This window comes from Lederbergia wuyishanensis, assembly GCF_022900255.1.
GTDB classification, from domain to species: domain Bacteria; phylum Bacillota; class Bacilli; order Bacillales; family Bacillaceae_C; genus Lederbergia; species Lederbergia wuyishanensis.
Genome location: NZ_JALIRM010000001.1, coordinates 1,043,536 through 1,059,624, shown reverse-complemented (window position 1 = coordinate 1,059,624; position 16,089 = coordinate 1,043,536). Strand labels below are relative to the sequence as shown.

Annotated in this window: 16 protein-coding genes; all 16 read left to right on the top strand. The window is 34.8% G+C overall.

All coding sequences use genetic code 11. The features are described from left to right. The first annotated feature begins 3 nt into the window (after nucleotides 1-3). The 16 genes from yqfC (at nucleotide 4) to dnaG (ending at nucleotide 16,056) form a co-directional block, all read left to right on the top strand. Nucleotides 4-288, top strand: a complete 285-nt coding sequence (gene yqfC, locus MT489_RS05280; RefSeq protein ID WP_244680432.1) for a sporulation protein YqfC — start codon at nucleotides 4-6, stop codon at nucleotides 286-288. 2 nt (nucleotides 289-290) lie between these two features. Continuing rightward, nucleotides 291-1,487, top strand: coding sequence for a sporulation protein YqfD (gene yqfD, locus MT489_RS05275; RefSeq protein ID WP_244680431.1), 1,197 nt, complete (start codon nucleotides 291-293; stop codon nucleotides 1,485-1,487). Nucleotides 1,488-1,490: 3 nt separating this feature from the next. Then, complete coding sequence (locus MT489_RS05270) at nucleotides 1,491-2,462, top strand: PhoH family protein (RefSeq protein WP_244680430.1); 972 nt, start codon at nucleotides 1,491-1,493, stop codon at nucleotides 2,460-2,462. Between the two features lie 200 nt (nucleotides 2,463-2,662). Continuing rightward, complete coding sequence (locus tag MT489_RS05265) at nucleotides 2,663-4,849, top strand: HD family phosphohydrolase (protein ID WP_244680429.1); 2,187 nt, start codon at nucleotides 2,663-2,665, stop codon at nucleotides 4,847-4,849. Further along, the gene (gene ybeY / locus MT489_RS05260; RefSeq protein WP_244680428.1) at nucleotides 4,833-5,303 is read left to right on the top strand and encodes an rRNA maturation RNase YbeY; all 471 of its coding nucleotides are present in this window, start codon (nucleotides 4,833-4,835) and stop codon (nucleotides 5,301-5,303) included. Before MT489_RS05265 ends, ybeY begins: the two co-directional genes overlap by 17 nt. Next, nucleotides 5,293-5,679 (top strand): diacylglycerol kinase, encoded by a 387-nt coding sequence (locus MT489_RS05255; RefSeq protein ID WP_244680427.1) that lies wholly within the window; start codon nucleotides 5,293-5,295, stop codon nucleotides 5,677-5,679. The genes ybeY and MT489_RS05255 overlap by 11 nt, the downstream gene beginning before the upstream one ends. A gap of 496 nt (nucleotides 5,680-6,175) precedes the next feature. Next, complete coding sequence (locus MT489_RS05250; RefSeq protein WP_244680426.1) at nucleotides 6,176-6,574, top strand: cytidine deaminase; 399 nt, start codon at nucleotides 6,176-6,178, stop codon at nucleotides 6,572-6,574. Then, on the top strand, nucleotides 6,567-7,490 hold the full coding sequence (era, locus tag MT489_RS05245) for a GTPase Era (protein ID WP_244680425.1): 924 nt from the start codon (nucleotides 6,567-6,569) through the stop codon (nucleotides 7,488-7,490). The genes MT489_RS05250 and era overlap by 8 nt, the downstream gene beginning before the upstream one ends. A 115-nt stretch (nucleotides 7,491-7,605) precedes the next feature. Next, nucleotides 7,606-7,749, top strand: a complete 144-nt coding sequence (locus tag MT489_RS05240) for a YqzL family protein (RefSeq protein ID WP_244680424.1) — start codon at nucleotides 7,606-7,608, stop codon at nucleotides 7,747-7,749. A 43-nt stretch (nucleotides 7,750-7,792) separates the two neighbouring features. After that, a complete protein-coding gene (gene recO, locus MT489_RS05235) occupies nucleotides 7,793-8,545 on the top strand; it encodes a DNA repair protein RecO (protein ID WP_244680423.1) in 753 nt (250 codons plus the stop codon). Between the two features lie 293 nt (nucleotides 8,546-8,838). Beyond that, a complete protein-coding gene (gene glyQ / locus MT489_RS05230; protein ID WP_244680422.1) occupies nucleotides 8,839-9,738 on the top strand; it encodes a glycine--tRNA ligase subunit alpha in 900 nt (299 codons plus the stop codon). Further along, a complete protein-coding gene (glyS, locus tag MT489_RS05225) occupies nucleotides 9,731-11,788 on the top strand; it encodes a glycine--tRNA ligase subunit beta (protein ID WP_244680421.1) in 2,058 nt (685 codons plus the stop codon). The genes glyQ and glyS overlap by 8 nt, the downstream gene beginning before the upstream one ends. Nucleotides 11,789-11,974: 186 nt before the next feature. Further along, entirely contained in the window at nucleotides 11,975-12,619 is a 645-nt protein-coding gene (ccpN, locus tag MT489_RS05220) for a transcriptional regulator CcpN (RefSeq protein ID WP_307415247.1), read from the top strand. Between the two features lie 21 nt (nucleotides 12,620-12,640). Next, nucleotides 12,641-13,450: a pyruvate, water dikinase regulatory protein gene (locus tag MT489_RS05215; protein ID WP_244680419.1), complete on the top strand. Its 810-nt coding sequence runs from the start codon at nucleotides 12,641-12,643 to the stop codon at nucleotides 13,448-13,450. A 295-nt stretch (nucleotides 13,451-13,745) separates the two neighbouring features. After that, nucleotides 13,746-14,183 (top strand): YaiI/YqxD family protein, encoded by a 438-nt coding sequence (locus MT489_RS05210; RefSeq protein WP_244680418.1) that lies wholly within the window; start codon nucleotides 13,746-13,748, stop codon nucleotides 14,181-14,183. A gap of 52 nt (nucleotides 14,184-14,235) precedes the next feature. Further along, nucleotides 14,236-16,056: a DNA primase gene (gene dnaG / locus MT489_RS05205; protein WP_244680417.1), complete on the top strand. Its 1,821-nt coding sequence runs from the start codon at nucleotides 14,236-14,238 to the stop codon at nucleotides 16,054-16,056. The last annotated feature ends 33 nt before the right edge of the window (nucleotides 16,057-16,089 follow it).

Below are 16,089 nucleotides of genomic sequence, written 5' to 3'. Positions count from 1 at the left end.
TTTATGGCCAAAAAATGGACCAACAAATTACGAAGATGGATGGCATTCAAAACGGAACTTCCCGCAGACGTTGTTATGGATCTGCCAAGAGTAACGATAGTAGGTCAGTTGCATATTTATATCGAAAATCATAAAGGCCTTCTCGTTTTCACAGATAAGGAATTAAGACTGTTATTAAAACAAGGACAACTACTAATAAAGGGAAATTCTTTTGTCATAAAAACGATTTTGCCAGATGAACTATTACTTGAAGGGAAAATAGAAGAAGTTCATTATCTAGATGAATAGGAGTGGCATTGTTGAAGAATCAATGGCTGACGTTCATTACTGGAAGAGTATTAGTTAAAGCAGAAGGTAAAGGGATTGAGCGGTTGATAAATCGACTCGCTCAATCAGGGCTTATCATGTGGAAGGTAAAAAAAAGGAAAAGTGGAGACGTTCTATTTTTTATTGCTCTTCCAGATTTACATAAATTTCGAAATGCTGCTCGGAAAGCTGACTGCACAATAACATTAATTCGAGGTGTGGGCTTACCATTTATTTGGAAGAGAGCTTTTAAACATAGTGGTTTCCTTGTAGGGATTGTCTTATTTTTCCTCATTGCCTTTATTCTCTCTAATGTTACGTGGGGAATCGAGATTAAAGGAGCTGATCCTGAAACTGAACATAAAATGAGAAAAGAATTGACACAGCTTGGTATTAAAGTAGGTTCTTTCCATCTTTTTAGTGATAAACCAGATATGATACAGCAAAAGTTAACCGAAAAAATTGATAATATTACATGGATTGGCGTTGAATTAAAGGGGACAACCTTTCATTTTAGTGTTGTTCAAAAAAATGATCCTAAAAAACCGGAGTTGAAAAATCCTAGTCATTTAGTTGCGAAGAAAAAAGCTGTTATATCAAGTATGTTCGTTGAGAAAGGGAAATCAATGGTGAAGGTCAATCAATATGTCGAAAAAGGACAACTTCTAGTATCTGGCATGATTGGCAGTGAGGAAAAACCAAAATTAGTTTCAGCTACCGGGGAAGTTTGGGGGATTACTTGGTACAATACAAAAGTGGAATTCCCTTTAAATTCAAATTTTAAAGTATATACTGGACAGGAAATTAGAAGACATTATCTCGTTTTTGGCAAATTATCTTTACGTTTATGGGGATTTAAAAGCGTAGACTTTAAACAATATGAAACTGAAACAATCGACCATGATTTGTTTTTTTTAGGATGGAAACTTCCAATCGTTTATTCTGAAAGAACAATTAGAGAAAATGAACAAATGCCCCGTTCTTTGACAAAGGAAGAAGCGATTGAAGAGGCGAAAGAATTAGCAAGAAGTGATTTGGAGAATAATATTCCTCCTGAGGCTCGAGTAGATGGTGAATATATTTTGCAACAAGAAGTTGACAATGGTAAAGTTAAACTATCCATAAATTTTCAAGTGGTTGAAAATATTGCGGAGGAAAGACCAATCATTCAAGGAGACTAGCGAATGTCAGCAGAATTAACTACAGCAAAAATTGAAATCGAAAATCAGGACGAGGCATTTGTCTTGTTTGGAAATGCAGACGTCAATTTAAAATTACTTGAAGAACAATTTAAAGTAACAATTGTGACAAGAGGAGAAACTGTAAATTTATCTGGGGAAGCATCAGCTATTGAACGGGCAACAGAAACGATTAAGCAACTCTTAATTGTAATCCGCAGAGGAATTCATATTAGTGAGAGAGATGTTGCCTATGCTGCAAAAATGGCTAAACAAAATCGAATTGAATATTTTTCAGAACTATTTGAGGAAGAAATTGCCCGAAATACGAAAGGGAAGGCAATACGAGTTAAAACGTTAGGACAACGTCACTATATCGATGCTATTCGAAAGCAAGATCTTGTATTTGGGATTGGTCCAGCTGGAACAGGGAAAACGTATCTTGCAGTTGTAATGGCTGTGAATGCTTTAAAAAACAATAAAGTAAATAAAATCATACTCACACGTCCAGCTATTGAAGCTGGAGAAAGCCTCGGCTTTTTACCTGGTGACTTAAAAGAAAAAGTAGATCCATATTTACGACCGCTTTATGATTCATTACATGATGTTTTAGGTGCAGAACATACCCAGAGACTGATTGATCGTGAAACAATTGAAATCGCACCCCTTGCTTATATGAGGGGGAGAACCTTGGATGACGCCTTCGTTATTTTGGATGAAGCCCAAAACACAACTCAAGCTCAAATGAAAATGTTTTTAACACGGCTGGGCATTGGATCAAAAATGGTCATAACTGGAGATTCCACACAAGTAGATCTACCAAAAGGTGTGAAATCGGGATTAATGGCTGCGGAACTTATATTACATGGAGTCCCGGGAATCTCGTTTATTCATCTTAATCAAACCGATGTTGTTAGACATCCACTTGTCGGCCGCATTATTGAGGCTTTCGAAGGACATGATACCTTACATGATTGATATATTTGCTAACCCCGTCAGAAAAAAACGGGGTTTTTAACTTTTAAGGAACTTTTTATTATTACTTTCGTCTTATTATATATACTGGAATACTCATTTTAGTAGCAATTACAAAATTCGAGTGTTTTCGCTTAATAAAACTGTTATTATTTTAGTATAATGCTGAATTTAATCGGCGATAACAGGGTATGGAGGATTTTATGGACTTTCAAGCATATATTAGCAAAATCCGAACGTTCCTAAGCTATAAGGTATTTACAACTCTTATTTATTGTATACTTGGGTTATTGCTCTTCGTTATTTTATTTCATAATGTTAAGCCTGAAACATATGATATTGAACTATTTTCAGTTGCTGATAAAACAATCCGATCCCCCAAGACAGTAGAGGATGAAATCAAGACGTCAGAAGCTAGGGAAAATGCTGCTGATCAAATTGATAAAGTATATGTATTTAAAAAAGAAATGGCTCAAAATAGAGTATCATTAATTACTTCTATATTTGATTTTGTAAAGGATACGAATTATGAATCTCATAAAGTGGTGGATGAAAATTCATCAGAAATTAAGAATGAAGAAGCGGCCATAACTCTACAAACTAGGTTAAAACAACTTAAAACGAGGCTTACTGAAAATGTCTCAGAAGACATTACAAATTCAATATCAGACCAAATTTTTATGACATTATTGCAAACAGAAGGAGCAGAGTTACAAAACACAAAAGATATTGTTGTTCAGAATGTGGAATCTGTCATGAATGATAAGATACGTGAAGATGGTGTCGAAGCAGCTAGGAAGTTAGTTGCAGATTACATTAAAATGTCAGGACTGTCAGATGAATTGAAAAATGTCGCGATCGATTTAGGTAAGTATGCAATCATTCCAAATGATTTATACGATCCTGTTCTTACCGATGATAGAAAAAAACAAGCTAAGGAAGATGTCGAACCAGTAAAAATTTTACAAGGACAAATCATCGTTCAAGAAGGGCATTTAATTGATAGAGAGACATATCGTCAGCTTGAAATGCTAGGTTTGTTAAAAAGCAATCCGACAATAAAACCTCTCATAGGTTTAGGGATTTTTGTTATATTAGCAATTGGTTCAATATATATGTATTTTTCTAGATTGGCTACAACAGAGGATAAAAAGCAAAATTACTTATTGTTAGCAAGCTTAATTTTTATCTGTTCCATTATCATTATGAAAATTATCGGGTTAATGGAAAACGCTAATTTAAATAAAATAGCCTATATTTTTCCGGCTGCTATGGCACCAATGTTAATTAAAACAATGATCAATGAGAGATTGGCTCTTATTATGACCATACTAATAGCATCATGTGGCAGCATTGTTTTCCATGATGGGATATCGAATACGATCGATATCGAAGTTGCAGTTTATATTTTATTTAGTGGTTTAGCTGGGGTATTATTTGTTTCTTCCCGAAATGAAAGAAGTCATATACTACGAGCAGGTTTATTAGTTTCATGTATTAATCTTTTGCTTATCTTTTTCTTATTATTAATTGGAGGCGGACAGTTTACAATTACGGAATATCTTTATTTTGGATTATTTTCAGTTGTATCTGGAATTCTTTCATCTGTTTTTACAATCGGTCTTCTTCCTTTCTTTGAAGCAGGTTTTGGGATTCTGTCGACAATGAGATTAATCGAGTTATCAAATCCAAACCATCCTTTATTGAAAAAGCTTTTGACCGAAACGCCTGGAACTTATCATCATAGTGTAATGGTAGCGAATTTAGCGGAAGCAGCTTGTGAAGCAATAGGAGCAAATGGCTTATTAGCTAGAGTGGGATGTTATTATCACGATGTTGGTAAAACAAAAAGACCTCCATTTTTTATTGAAAATCAAATGAATATAGAAAATCCGCATGACCGTCTTCCACCTGAAACAAGTAAGGATATCATTATCTCTCATGCTACAGATGGAGCAAAGGAATTAAGAAAGCATAAATTGCCTAGAGAAATTGTTGATATTGCAGAACAGCATCATGGAACAAGTTTGTTAAAGTTTTTTTATTACAAAGCGAAAAAATTGGATGAAAATACTCCGGAAAGTGAATATCGCTACCCTGGGCCAAAGCCACAGACTAAAGAAGCGGCAGTTATAAGTCTTGCGGATAGTGTAGAGGCCGCTGTTAGGTCTATGGCTAACCCAACACCAAGCGAGATTCGATTACTAGTTCATAATATTGCACAAGATAAAATCTTGGATGGCCAATTTAATGAATGTAATCTTACCTTAAAAGAAATTGAGCTTGTGAAGAAACGATTTTGTGAAACATTAAATGGAATATTTCACTCTCGCATTGAATACCCAGATTTAAAACAACAGAAGGTGATCGGCAGTGACACTGCAAATTGATTTAATTGATGAAAATAACAAATTGTTGGATTCGGATAAGGAATTACTTGAGAACTTATTAAACTATGCAGCAAAAGAAGAGAATGTCGAGGATGGAACAGAGTTATCTATAATGATTGTGTCTAATAAAGAGATTCAAAAAATTAATAAGGAATATCGTGGGAAAGATTATGCCACAGATGTGATATCGTTTGCGATGGAAGAACTAGGTGAAGATGAACCGGAAATTATTGGAGCCGATATGCCGCGAATGCTTGGTGATATTATTATTTCACTTGAAAAAGCAGAAGAACAAGCAAAAGAATACGGTCATTCCTTCTCGAGAGAACTAGGGTTTTTAACAATTCACGGGTTTCTTCATTTACTTGGATATGATCATATTGAAGAAGAAGATGAAAAGAAGATGTTTAAGAGACAAAATGAACTACTAGAAGGTTACGGCCTTGAAAGATAAAGGGAGATTTTCAATTGTAAGGATTTTCTGTGCCTTCAAATATGCAATACAAGGGATTATCTATGCATCTAAAGTTGAAAAAAACTTTCAGATTCATATCATCTTTGCTTTCGTTGTAAGTGTACTATCAATTATTTTAAAAATCGATAAAATAGAATGGTTATTTATTATCATTTCCATATTTGGAGTATTATCACTAGAACTTATTAACTCAGCACTTGAGAGGGCCGTTGATATAGCAACTCAAGATATTAAACCATTGGCAAAGCAAGCAAAAGATCTAGCTGCAGCTGCAGTTCTTGTTTATGCCATTATGTCCGTAATAATAGGCATTGTTATATTGGGACCGAAAATGCTAAGTTTATTTTTTGACTAGTTCTATCTTGTTATAAGTTTAATTAAATTTTTTTCAACGTTGATTGGAGAGATAGGAGCAAGACTCCTGCGTAAAAAACGAAATACGTGGCGCTCGGCAACATCAAACGCTAAGCAGGTTAACGCACTTGTTAACTACTTGCAATAAAGACTCGTGGCAAAAAAGATTACCCCTGTAATATTAAAAAACTACCGGGTGGAGAACATTTTTTTTCGCCACTGTTCAAGCGACTTCCGCAATACAGGACCAAGAAAAGTGAGTGCCTAAATAGGAAATTAACATTCATATTTAATAAGCCTAACATAAAGCTGCCTTTTTATGAGGTAGCTTTTTGAGTTTCAGCAATTTGAACTTGACCGAGTAGTAAGTTAAAATGATTGCACGGTTAATGTTACAAAACGATTAAATATTAAATTTTGAAAAAATTCATGCTAAGATTTCACTTTTTTTTAGGAATTTGTAGTAAAATATATGTATGAAAGTCGGGGAGAACAAAATGAATCAAGAACAACTTGTGCATGAAGCAATTAAAGCGAAAGATAAAGCGTATGTCCCATATTCTCACTTTCCTGTTGGAGCGGCATTACTTACAAAGGATGGTAAGGTTTATCATGGTTGCAATATTGAGAATGCTGCTTACAGTGTTGTAAACTGTGCCGAAAGGACGGCGATATTTAAAGCAGTCTCAGAAGGTGATAAGGATTTTACAATGTTAGCTGTAATAGCAGATACTGAAAGACCAGTCCCTCCATGCGGTGCATGTCGTCAAGTAATTGCAGAATTATGCCCAAAAAACATGAAAGTGGTTTTGGCTAACAGAAAAGGGGATATTAAAGAATTAACCGTAGAAGAATTATTGCCCTTTGCATTTTCACCGGAGGATTTACATGAATAATCAATTGCAAAAGAATAATCAGTACAAATCAGGTTTTATTTCCATAATAGGTAGGCCAAATGTTGGGAAGTCCACATTTCTAAATCAAGTGATTGGACAAAAAATTGCCATTATGAGTGATAAACCGCAAACTACAAGAAATAAAGTTCAAGGCGTTTTAACGACTAATGATTCTCAAATGATTTTTATTGATACACCAGGAATCCATAAGCCAAAGCATAAGTTAGGCGATTTTATGATGAAAATAGCCATCAATACATTAAAGGAAGTCGATCTGATTTTATGTATGATTAATGCGGATGAAGGCTTTGGCCGTGGGGATGAATTTATAATTGAAAAATTAAAGGATGTCCGTACTCCGGTATTTTTGGTTATTAATAAAATCGATCTTATTCAACCTGATACTCTTCTTTCGATTATCGATCAATATAAGGAAATGTATAATTTCAAAGAAATTATTCCAATTTCTGCTCTTGAAGGAAATAATATTGATAGACTTTTACTTCAAATTAAACAATATTTACCAGAAGGTCCTCAATATTACCCGGAAGATCAAATTACCGATCATCCCGAACGATTTATCGTTTCCGAGTTAATTAGAGAGAAAGCGCTTCATTTAACGAGAGAGGAAGTACCCCATTCAATCGCAGTACTGATTGATAAAATGGAGCATAAACAAAACCAAGATGTTATTCATGTAATGGCAACCATCATTGTTGAACGTGATTCCCAAAAAGGGATTGTTATCGGTAAGCAAGGTAAAATGCTTAAGGAAATAGGGCAACGGGCACGAGTGGATATTGAAAATTTACTTGGAACAAAAGTATTTCTGGAATTATGGGTGAAAGTTCAAAAAGATTGGAGAAATAAAGCTTTTCACCTAAGAGATTATGGATTTAAAGAGGATGAATATTAATACTCTTTCCAAAAATATATTGGGTATTTTAACAAATTTTATTTAGTATTACCTTTGTTTTAAGTGAGAAAATATTATTAGAAAATATTTAACTACTTTGAAAGGCGGGATTAACATGTATGAATTCACGTGGAAAGTTTTTAAAGAGACAGGTAATGTTGATACGTACTTGATTCTAAAGGAACTTGAAAAAGAAGAGCATATGAATATTCTGCCGCATATGGAAAATTCGGATGAAATAGATTACCCAATTACGTAAGGTCATATTTTTCAGCCCCGAATTCGAAAGGGGACATGAATAGATGGTAGAAAAATACGAAGGAATAGTCATAAAGACTATTGATTATGGTGAATCCAATAAAATAGTTACAATTTTTACACGAGAAGCTGGGAAAATTGCGGGAATGGCAAGGGGCGCAAAGAAAACCAATAGCCGCCTTGCTGGTCCCACCCAGCTTTTTTCATATGGATATTTCATGATTTATGGCAATCGTGGGATGGGAGCATTGCAGCAAGCAGAATTAATATCTTCACTACGAGCAATTAGGGAGGATATTTTTAAGACAGCTTATGCCACTTATATCGTTGAATTAATTGATAAAGCAACTGGTGAGAAAGAGCGAAATCCTTTTTTATTTGAATTATTGCATCAAACTATGCAATACATTAATGAGGAATATGATCCCGATATTGTCACCAATATTTTTGAGATGAAAATGCTCAACGTTTTAGGTTTATATCCGGAAATGAATAGATGTGCTGTATGTGGAAATACTGAGGCTCAGTTTGGTTTCTCCATAAAAGAAAATGGATTAATTTGTCATGAGTGTTTCGAAAAGGATCCACATTTCTTTCCATTATCACAAACTTCCGTAAAGTTGCTGCGTTTATTTTATTTTTTTGATATCCATCGACTCGGCTCCATTTCTGTTAAGCCCGAAACAAAAAAAGAATTAAAGAATGTCATTTCGCTATATTATGATGAGTATTCTGGATTGAATTTGAAATCAAAACGTTTTCTGGACCAACTTGATAAATTAAAAGATCAAATATAGTGAAAAGGTATTTGACATTTCGACTAATATCAGCTATTTTTTTGTATAAGACTAAATTTATAATGTGTTGCTGAGAAAGAAAGAAGTAATTAATGACACTCCTTATTTAAGCGAATCCGGGATGGTGCGAGCCGGTTTATGGACATTAGTGAAGGCATTCTGGAGCAACTTTATTGAAAGATGGCCGTTAAATTGCGGCAAATAGGGTGGAACCGCGGGTTAACTCTCGTCCCTATGCTTTTGTATAGCATAGGGACGAGAGTTTTTTATATTGATAAGAAAGGAAGATTTATATGAATATACAAGAAATGATTTTAGCTTTACAAAAGCACTGGTCTGATTATGGTTGTATATTAATGCAGGCATATGATGTTGAAAAAGGTGCAGGTACAATGAGCCCATATACTTTTTTACGAGCAATTGGGCCGGAGCCTTGGAATGTAGCCTATGTAGAGCCATCTAGAAGACCAGCAGATGGACGTTACGGCGAAAATCCTAATCGTTTGTATCAACATCACCAATTTCAAGTTATTATGAAACCTTCGCCAGACAATATTCAAGAGATGTATTTAGATTCATTAAAAGCACTTGGAATTGATCCTTTAGAGCACGATATCCGTTTTGTAGAAGATAACTGGGAAAATCCGTCTCTAGGTTGTGCTGGACTTGGCTGGGAAGTTTGGTTGGACGGTATGGAAGTAACTCAATTTACTTATTTTCAACAAGTTGGTGGTCTTGAATGTAAACCTGTATCTGTTGAACTTACTTATGGAATTGAGAGACTGGCATCGTATATACAAGAAAAAGAAAATGTATTTGATCTGGAATGGACAAACGGATTTACAGTAAGGGATATTTTTTATCAACCAGAATATGAACATTCAAAATATGCATTTGAGACCTCCAATCAAGAAATGCTTTTTAATCTTTTTCATACTTATGAGGCTGAGGCAAAAAAACAAATGGAATTAGGTCTTGTTCATCCGGCATACGATTATATTTTGAAGTGCTCGCATGTGTTTAATCTTTTAGATGCTAAAGGTGCGATTTCTGTTACAGAGCGAACAGCTTATATTGGACGAATGAGAAGTATGGCTCGACAAGTGGCCAAAACGTTTTACGAGGAAAGGGAAAAGCTTGGATTCCCAATATTAAATAATTCCCAAAAGGAGGAGACCTCCGAAAATGAGTAATAGAGATTTATTATTAGAGATCGGCATAGAAGAGATGCCAGCGCGATTTATTAATAATGCAATTCGTGAACTGAGTGAAAAACTTGAAAGTTGGTTTGAAGAAAATAAGCTTAAGTTTACAGAAATGAAGTTATTTTCAACTCCAAGAAGATTGGCAGTCGTTGTAAAAGATGTTGCAACTGCCCAAAGCGATACTGAAGAAGAGGTTAAAGGTCCGGCTAAAAAGATCCTCATTGACTCAGAGGGTAACTGGTCAAAAGCAGCTTTAGGATTCACGAAGTCCAATGGAATAACAGTAGAAGATATTTATTTTAAAGAAATTAAAGGTGTGGAATATGCACACGCTACTAAATTTGTAAAAGGTGAAGAAACGATCCAGTTATTACCACAGCTTGCTAACGTAATATCGTCACTTCATTTTCCCAATAGTATGCGTTGGGGAAGTGAAAATTTACGTTTCTTACGACCGATAAGATGGTTAGTAGCCTTATTTGGAAATGAAACAGTTTCAATTGAAATTGCCGGAGTTAAAGCAAGTAATATCACACATGGTCATCGATTTTTAGGTGAAACAATACCATTGATTGCACCAAACGATTATGAAAAAGTTTTGCTTGGCCAATTTGTGCTTGCGAAATATGAAGAAAGAAAAGAAGCGATCCAAGAACAGATCAACAGACTTGAAGATGAACAAAATTGGATCATACCAGTAGATGAGGAGCTTTTGGAGGAAGTAACAAATTTAGTTGAATACCCTACAGTTTTTTTTGGAACGTTCAATAAAGATTTTTTAAATCTTCCTGAAGAAGTACTTATTACTTCCATGAAATCACATCAGCGATACTTTCCTGTGAAAAACAAGAGTGGAAAATTACTTCCATACTTTGTTGCAGTAAGAAATGGAGATCATCGTCATATTGACACAGTAGCAAAAGGAAATGAAAAAGTTTTAAGAGCTAGGCTGTCTGATGCTGATTTCTTCTACCAAGAAGATCAAAAGATACCTATCGATCATAATTTGCAAAAGTTAGAATCAATTGTTTACCATGAAAAAATTGGAACATTGGCTGAAAAGGTAAAAAGAATTAGAAAGATAACAGAAGAAATTGGGCATTTGGTTTCTTTAACAGATCAAGAATTAAAAATAGCAGATCGTGCAGCGGAAATTTGCAAATTTGATCTTGTAACAAACATGGTCAATGAATTTCCTGAATTGCAAGGTGTCATGGGTGAAAAATATGCACTACAACAAGGTGAACTTCCAGGAGTTGCGAAAGCAATTCAGGAGCATTACAAACCAAGACACGCAGAAGACAGTGTTCCTCAAACTACTATTGGATCAATTGTAAGCATGGCAGATAAGTTAGATTCCATAGTCTCATCTTTTGCAATTGGTTTAATTCCAACAGGTTCACAAGACCCATATGCATTAAGAAGACAAGCATCAGGCATCATTCAAATTTTACTTGAAAAGGAATGGAATATTTCCCTCAATGAGTTATTGAAAAAAGTTATAGTCATTGAAAAAGGTGATCTTGATGATGAGCTGTATCAGCAACTGGAAACCTTCTTTAAATTAAGAATTCAACATGTACTAGAAGAAAAAGAAATTCGCTATGATCTTATCGAAGCGGTATTAGGTGGAGAATTTAATAGTGTGAAGAATATCGTTGATCGTGCGGAAACATTGCAGTCAAGAAAAGATCAAGCGTCATTTAAAGGTACGATTGAGTCTCTTTCACGAGTATTAAATATTGCTGGAAAAGCAGAATTATATGGCGAAATCAATCCAGATTTGTTTGAAAATGATTATGAAGCAAATCTATATGAACAGTGGAAACAGTTACTTAATTATTTCGAAACAACAGCATCAAGTAGAGAACGATTTGACGCAATATCATCATTAGAAACAGCAATTTCAACTTATTTCGATCACACAATGGTAATGGCAGAACAAGAAGAGATAAAAAGAAATCGCCTTACTCAAATGAGAGAATTGGCAAAGCTTATTGGGGCATATGCATCCATGAATGTTATTGTAGTTAAGTAAAAACAGCAAAAGCGCCTAACTCGTTAATGTAAAAACTTCTTATCCTTTGACTGAGATACAGGAATCACTGCAAGCCCAAAAGGCGATAAATTATAGAGAGGTGCAAAGGATAGAGTTTTTGCTAGTCGGCTGCTTTAGCTAGCTATTGTGAAAAGGACTTGTGCACGAGAGCACAGGTCCGGTTCTATATTGGTGGTGAGTACAATCGAATTAACCATTAGACAGGAAAAAATATTAGAAATTGTCAAAGATTTTGGACCAATCACAGGGGAATGTATAGCGGAAAAGCTTGACTTGACCCGTGCTACGTTAAGGCCAGATTTAGCAATTTTAACAATGACTGGATTTCTTGATGCCAGACCAAGAGTCGGATACTTTTATACAGGGAAAACGAGCAATCAATTCTTAGCAGAAAAGCTTAAAATAATGCTTGTTGACGGTCATGAATCTACACCCGTTGTCATAAATGAAAATGTGTCAGTTTATGATGCGATTATAAAAGTATTTTCAGAAGATGTTGGGACGCTTTTCGTTATTGATGCAAATTCTCATCTAGTAGGAGTTTTGTCAAGAAAAGACTTATTAAGGGCCAGTATAGGTCAACAAAAGCTAACTGCACTCCCTGTAAATATAATTATGACAAGAATGCCAAATATAACGATGTGCCAAAAGGATGATTTATTAATTGAAGTTGCAAAGAAATTAATTAATGCACAAATTGATGCTATACCTGTAGTAAATAAAACTACAAATGGATTTGAAGTGGTTGGAAGAATAACAAAAACAAATATTACAAGAGTTCTGGTTAAATTAGCTGAGACGGATGGATAACTTTTTAGAAAGGATAAAAAAATGGCAGAACCTATTATTTATGTCGTTTCGGACTCTGTTGGGGAGACCGCTGAGCTCGTTACTAAAGCAGCCATGAGTCAATTTAATGGATCTAACGCACTTATAAAACGTATTCCATATGTGGAAGAACTGAGTCATATTGATGAAATAATTTCGTCAGCTAAGAAAGATCATGGAATGATTGTATATACTCTAGTGAAACCCGAAATAAGAGGATACATGAAAACAATGACTGAATTGCATGATGTCAATGCCATTGATATCATGGGTCCACTTATGGATACGTTTGAAAAAACGTTTGAAAACGCACCGTTGAATAAACCAGGATTAGTAAGAAAGTTAGATGAAGATTATTTTAAACGAGTTGAGGCAATAGAATTTGCGGTAAAATACGATGACGGTCGTGATCCTAGAGGATTATTAAGAGCTGATATTATATTAATTGGTGTTTCACGTACATCGAAAACGCCGTTATCACAATATCTCGCATTAAAAAGTTACAAGGTTGCCAATGTTCCGGTAGTTCCTGAAATCGATCCACCAAAAGAGTTATTTACAGTAGATCCAAAAAGGTGCATTGGTCTTAAAATCAGTCCAGAAAAATTAAATCATATACGAAGAGAAAGGCTCATTTCTCTTGGACTTGACGATACAGCAAGCTATGCAAATATTGAAAGAATAAAAAGAGAAATTGAATATTTTGATACGATTGCCAATAAATTGAATTGCAAAGTAATTGATGTAACAAATAAAGCAGTTGAGGAAACCGCCAATCTCATAATAAATTTCATGCAAAGGACTAGAGCATAAGCGAATGTCTAATAGCGGTGGATAATGAGAGAAAGGTAAAGACACAACTTTTGTTGTGTTTTTACTATTTTTTAATGGAAAAAAAAGAAAAGATAAGATATAATAAAAAATTGTGTTTGAAAATACAAAAAAAGGTTTAGACTTGGTATTTCGGGAATAAACTAATTATTGTTTAAACATATAAATGTTATAAAAGAAAAAACGACATAATTCCTTAAAGACTTTTCAAAGAAAGAAGGAATCACAGGAGTGATGTAGAATTATAATTAATAACCGCATAACAAGCACAATTTACGTGGATGCGGATGCATGTCCTGTTAAATTCGAAATTGCTTTAATTGCCAAAGAGTATATGGTGCATGTTCGTTTCATCGCTTCTTATGATCATTTATCGAATCGGAAGGGAGCAAGTGGTGAGTGGATTTATGTAGATCCCGGAAAAGATTCTGTGGATATTTATATAATGAATCATATTAAACGCAATGATCTACTCATTTCACAAGATATTGGTCTTGCTAGTCTCGCCTTAGCAAAAGGAGTTTATGCACTTTCGCCTAGGGGAACGGAATATAAGGAAGAATCGATACAGACAGCACTAAATTTTCGCTATTTGGCTGCTAAGGAAAGAGAGCGCGGACATTACGGCAAGGGGCCTAAACCATTTACATTACAGGACCGCCGTAATTTTGAACAATCTTTGCGAAGTTTTTTGTCGAAATTTGAAGGAGTTTAAATAAAAGTGTCGAATAAGATAAGTTAGATTTTTAAAAATGGGGATGTTTTTTTTGGCAATTAGAATTCCTGAAGAGAAAATCAATGAAATCAAGCAGTCAGTTGATATTGTTGATGTAGTGAGTGACTACGTCCAGTTAAAGAAACAAGGACGAAATTACTTTGGTTTATGTCCTTTTCACGGAGAGAACACGCCATCGTTTTCTGTATCCACGGAAAAACAGATTTTTCACTGTTTTGGCTGTGGTGCGGGAGGGAATGTCTTCACTTTTCTATCGGAAGTTGAAGGAATTTCTTTTCAGGAAGCAGCTGAAAGAATCGCAAAAAGAGGTAATATTGAACTTGATATCGAAATAACTAAAGACCATATACACCAACAACTTCCAAAAGAACATTCCTTAATGATAGAAGCACATGAATTACTTGCTAAATTTTATCATCATTTACTTATGAACACGAATGAAGGGTCCGGAGCTCTAGACTATTTATTAAAAAGGGGTTTTACTAAGGAAAGCATCCAAAAATTTAAAGTTGGATATTCTTTGCCTGACTGGGATTTTGCAGTAAAATTCTTAGAAAATCGTGGCTATTCTCATGACTTAATGGAAAAAGCTGGGCTGCTAAGTGTACGTGAAAAAGATGGTTCTTATTTTGATCGTTTCCGAGATAGGATAATGTTTCCCCTTCACGACTCAAAAGGTAGGATTGTAGCTTTTTCTGCTCGTGCACTAACAGAAGAAAACCAACCTAAATACTTAAATACTCCTGAAACTATCCTTTTTAATAAAAGCTCATTATTGTATAACTACCACGAAGCGAGAAGCCATATTCGGCGGCAAGGAAATGTGGTATTATTTGAAGGCTTTGCAGATGTAATATCTGCAGATTCTGCTGATGTTAAAAATGGTGTTGCCGTGATGGGAACTGCTTTAACAGACAAACACATACACCTATTAAATAGGTTGACTAACGCAGTTACACTTTGTTTTGATTCAGATTCCGCAGGTGCGGAAGCTGCATTTCGTTCCGGACAAATGCTTATAAAGTATGGTATTGATACTAATGTTGTTATATTGCCAGACAAACTAGATCCTGATGACTACATTCGCAAATATGGGCCAGATAAATTTCGTGAACATGTAATAGGGAATGCTCAAACATGGATGGCATATAAGCTTCATTATTTTCGCAAAGGGAAAAATCTCCAAAATGAAGGAGAAAAGCTTAGTTATATCGAAAGAGCATTAATAGAAATCAGTAAGCTTGAAAACGCGGTAGAACGTGATTTATATTTACGGCAGTTATCGGAAGAATTTTCTTTATCACTCGAAGCTCTCGTTGAACAGCTATCACAGATGAATATTTCGAGCGAAAACACTCAACAGAGAAACCATATTCAGAGCCATATAAATCAGAAAAATATTCCTCAACCAAAGAAGGCACATACGCCTTTGAAGGCTCATTTGGTAGCAGAGCGTCAATTAATTGCCAGAATGCTCCGTGACGAGGATCTGGCATACCGAATAATCGAGATGTTAGGTGAAGCCACCTTTCATATAGATGAACATCAGGCAATATTAACATACTTATTTGGATATTATGAAGAAGGTAATAGTCCTGATCCAAGTCTTTTCTTAAATTATTTACCAGATAAAAAACTTCGGGCTATTGTATCTGAAATCGAAATGTTGGCAATAAATCATGAATATAGTGAAAAAGAATTAAATGATTACGTTAGTCATGTGTTGAAACACCCTAAGTTGTTAATGATAAAGGAAAAGCAAGCTGAACAAAAGGCTGCAGAACGAAAAAATGATTTCGCAAAAGCAGTAGAAATAGCTAAAGAAATTATTGAACTTCGCAGATCATTGTAATAAAAATATTTTTATTATGTAATACTTTGTAAT